This is a genomic window from Fulvivirga sp. M361 (assembly GCF_007097395.1).
Taxonomy (GTDB): domain Bacteria; phylum Bacteroidota; class Bacteroidia; order Cytophagales; family Cyclobacteriaceae; genus Fulvivirga.
Genome location: NZ_VKDC01000080.1, coordinates 1 through 3567, shown reverse-complemented (window position 1 = coordinate 3567; position 3567 = coordinate 1). Strand labels below are relative to the sequence as shown.

Genomic DNA, 3567 nt, shown 5'->3' with positions numbered 1-3567 from the left:
AAGAGGCTATTGGTGTAAAGAGCGATAGCCTTATACTTTACGAACCGCCCAGTACGAGACCCGTACGCTGGGTGGTGTGAGAGGCGCACCGTGGGCTTATAGCTCACGGCCGTCTACTCGATTACCTCTCGTTTTTATTTCGAATCGCCTCATCAAAACTCCGGTAAGTTAGTTTTCTCCATAGCCATTCTAATGGACCTTGCTGAAATCTCCTTAGCCACAACCAACTGAGGGTTATCTGAATAATCCAAATCATTGCTACTATGCCTATTAGTTCAAATCTTGAAAATTGGTTGAATAGCGCTAGCCCATAACCATAAAAAATCAATCCTAATAGGGTGTTCTGAAAGATGTAGTTTGTAAGTGCTGTCCTTCCTACTTTAGAAATTACTTTGAACTTGGACGATTTGAGAAACTTCTGAAAAATTCCATTCAAAATCAGCACATAGCCCAATCCCAGTATTTCTTTTGGAAATGTAAAAAGCCATCCTTTCCAAATGTTTGTAACAGGTTCAAAATATTCAAAAGTCCAATGGTAGAACCTTAAATAATTTATGCTCAATCCGATGCTGAGAATAATAAATGAGACAAGCCAATAATTTTTCCAAATTTGGTAATTATGGAATATTTCAGACCGATAAAGGACAATGCCTAAGATCATCACGATTAATGATGGAAATAATAAACCTTGATAGTAAAGAAGCCCTTTATGCGCACTTGCATGTTCATATGTTTCTTGAATTCCAATCAAATATGTTTTCTTAATCACTTCACCCTGAGATGTGTCAGGTGCTTTTTTCTTGGTTTGTTTTTTCCAAAAATCGATCTTCTTAACATCTTCTTTTGATCGTTGCCCTTCAGGAATATTGATGGCGTTTGTGTAATTATCTTGCCAGCCCTTCCTTCTCATCGTTTGATCGTAAGATTTGACCAGTTGAAGTAAGGATAGAAAAGCGATGATAAATAGTAGATTCCTAGTTTTAAATGACCTGAACGGAAACAATAAAAATCCGCAAATGGCATAATGATAGAGCACGTCTCCATTCCAGATAAAGTATGCATGAATGACTCCAATGACGAACAGCCAAAGTAATCTGCGGGCATAAATATCCATTGCCTTAAGCCCCAATTGCTTTTTCTCTAGTCGTTCCAGAAAAATGTAAAAACCTACTCCAAATAGAAGAGCAAACATGGTGTAGAACTTTCCTTGAGTTAAGAAATATACCCAAAATCGGGTTGAATAGTCAATAGTCCCCTCATACCCAAACTTCCATGGACTCCAAGGGTCAGGATAAGCAAAACTCTCGATGTTTATGAAGAGAATCCCAAGTATTGCAACCCCTCTTAAAAAGTCTAGAGAAGGAATTCGTTCAAATGATTCTGTAGCTTTTATTGATGTCGACATTTTGAAGGTGCGATATGAGAGGTAACGCCAAGATAAGCTCAGTGAGCATATCCTTTCAAATTGATTCTAAAGTTATATAGTTTCGCACTGAAATTTATTCATAGCTCAGTTTGCTCATTGAGCTTATCGCTTGTTAAGGTGCATCATTTAGTGATTTTGAATATTGCTAATCCTCCAGATGATACTTTATCTCTTGTTACATTAATTTGAAAGTTTTCCAATTCTTTTCCTGGTATTTCCCATTTTTTATCATTCCAGAGATCTTGAATTACATAGGTCCTATCAGGATTGATACTTACTTTTTTCAAAGGGACTTTAACCGTTAATTTAACATCCGTTTCCGTATTATTGCCAATAACAATGATGATCTTGTGCTCATTCTGTATGGCAAAGGGAACGGGTAAATCTATTTTAGCAATGTAATCCAACCCAAAAATATCTGGTAAAGTGTCGTTTGTGTAAGAGCGTAATAAATCACTTTCCGATTTTCTAATTGAGATCATTTTTTTTACATCATTGAACATCGATCTATGTTCGTCTTCATCCAATTCTGCCCAGTCAATGACAGCTCCGTATAGCCATGTTCCTTTTCCTTCTTCGCCTTTGCCAAACAATTCTGGGGTCAATTTTGGATTAGCGGAAAAACCGGCGTTAAACTCTTCACCACTCATAAATAAAGGTATAGCCGGGCTAAGAAGACAATTGTATCCGAAAAGGCACCGGCTGCCTTCTGCAACATAAGGATTTCGGTCTGAGGGGAAGCCATCCCATCCATCATCATGAGCGCTTAGTTGAACCGAATAATATTGTAATTGAGGAGCAGGTGGTTTCAGCAGAAGGCTCAAGGTATCACCATGTTCCTGCCTGGCCTTGAGTTCATTCGAAGATAGGTTCCACTTATGATAGCCATCTTTAGGGTCGCTGTGTATTCTTAATTTCGTAATTTTTTTAGTGGTGTCTATATTGCTAATCAAAAGGTCAATAACATTATCCGGATTTTCCAGAAATGTAACATCCGACACCATGGTAACGGCGGGCTCGTTTTTGATCTTTACAGCGAGTTGACCCCTACGTAAGCTTGACCCCTCGTCGAAGCTTCCGTCTTCATAAAAGACCTTTATGCTGTAGTCCGATTTGTTTTCATATTTTTTCTTAAAACCCAAAGCAACGTTGGCATAGGCTGGCAGGATGGTATCGATACCATGCGTTTGTTCGCTGAGTTTTCTGCTTCGTTGATAAAAATCACATACGTTGTTACTTGGGCGTTCAAATTCTAAAAATATGACGATGGGATGACCAGCTTCTGCACATTGCCTTTTGATTTCATACCATAAGTCCGGGCGGTATATTGATACATCTAACCGGTATCCGTCAATCCCTTGTTGCAATACATAATCCACATGGGTCTTCACCCACCACTCGTCCAGGTCTTTGTGATTTCCATGCCAATCATAGTCGGTCATTCCCCATGACCCGCTTTTAAACCATTTAGGGTTCTCAGCTATGAGCGGACTATAATTCATAACTCCGTGGGTCACAACATCAAGAAATACTTTAATGTCATACTTATGAAATTCATCCACCATCAGCTTTAAGTCATTTTTTGTACCTAAGGAGGAGTCGATACTATCAGGTCGGATAGTGGCATATTGGGTCCATAAACCATAAAAATGTTTGTCATCGGCCCAGTTGTGACCTGTGAGCCAGACCCCATTTATACCTAGCTCTGCAAGGTACGGCACCTTTTTTTGAGTCGACTGAAATGTTCCTGTGCCCGGTCCATTAGGAGATGTGAAATTCTTTGTAGAGATCTCATAAACAATGAGATCTTTTGTCCACTCTGGGCTTTCAATACCCTGACTTTTTGCCATTGAGGGAAAAGCCAGAAGGAGGGTCAAGATAATGTTTTTCATATTCTTTTGGCAGGGCGGTCGTTAACTATGCACCTTAACGCCCAACTAAAATGAGTATGCGCCCCAGTTGCTAGAAGCACTAGAGTTTCTATTTTGCATTATCCTTTCATATAGTAGCTCAGTCTGCATATTCATTTTAGTGTTTGTGTGTGCCTTGAATGGTGAATATAGCTCATGAAGTTGAGCGTTCCAAAGGGTGAAAGTCCCGTACTCGCTGGGGTCGTGCCCAGAAGCGAAGCAAGTGGCACG

Annotated in this window: 2 protein-coding genes; both read right to left on the bottom strand. The window is 39.6% G+C overall.

The annotated features are described in order from the left end of the window. Positions 1–121 precede the first annotated feature (121 nt). Positions 122–1405 (bottom strand): DUF418 domain-containing protein, encoded by a 1284-nt coding sequence (locus FNH22_RS31535; RefSeq protein WP_143402526.1) that lies wholly within the window; start codon positions 1403–1405, stop codon positions 122–124. A gap of 143 nt (positions 1406–1548) precedes the next feature. Continuing rightward, entirely contained in the window at positions 1549–3318 is a 1770-nt protein-coding gene (locus tag FNH22_RS31530; RefSeq protein ID WP_143402525.1) for an alpha-amylase family protein, read from the bottom strand. Positions 3319–3567 lie beyond the last annotated feature (249 nt).

Coding starts and splice junctions, on each gene's coding strand:
- FNH22_RS31530 (WP_143402525.1), bottom strand. CDS start 3,318: ATGAAAAACATTATCTTGACCCTCCTTCTGGCTTTTCCCTCAATGGCA.
- FNH22_RS31535 (WP_143402526.1), bottom strand. CDS start 1,405: ATGTCGACATCAATAAAAGCTACAGAATCATTTGAACGAATTCCTTCT.